This is a genomic window from Oleiphilus sp. HI0125 (assembly GCF_001635355.1).
On the sequence record NZ_LWGF01000365.1, the window covers coordinates 1 to 603 of the forward strand.

The following is a 603-nucleotide window of genomic DNA, read 5'->3' on the forward strand; positions in this document are numbered from 1 at the left end:
CCATTGCCTCAAACGCATCAAAAGAGGGGCGACAACAAAATCGACGAATGATCGCGCACTTAATCACACAAGAACGTGTTATCGCGAAGCAATATGATATATGGACTATTGAGCTTGGTTCATCGAGCAAATCATCGACAAAGCAATTTAACGCCATCTAATCTTCCCTACTCTTCCTCTCTTTTTCAGACTCTTTTTCCTTCTCTTTCACCTTCTTATTTAGACCTCCAAATCACAATTGTTTGCCTTTTGCCTCACGTAACAACGATCAGATCTCGTTAACATAGCGTTACATTAAGGTACGTTTCGTATCACATTATTATTATAGCGAAGAGGTCGCTGCAGTGTTTTCAGTAGTGGAAGTAACAGGTCCAGTATTTTATATGGATTGGACAGGACGTCGCGTAGAAATTAGGGAGCAAGACAGCTTAACCAAGGACGACTTAGTCTCAAGCCTATCGAAACAGAGCATTACCTTAAAAAATACTGCCGGTCAGCGTTTCACTCTTGATACTGATACACCTCGTTCCGTGGAACAACTCATCAACCAGAGTTCTGCTGAGAACAAACGCAACTCGCTTCAGGCTTTAAAACATCTAGAAA

At 41.6% G+C, this 603-nt stretch carries 1 protein-coding gene; it reads left to right on the forward strand.

Features of this window, described 5'->3' with window-relative positions:
- Positions 1-344 precede the first annotated feature (344 nt).
- On the forward strand, positions 345-603 hold a 259-nt coding region (locus tag A3762_RS26350; RefSeq protein ID WP_156493250.1), incomplete at its 3' end, for a hypothetical protein.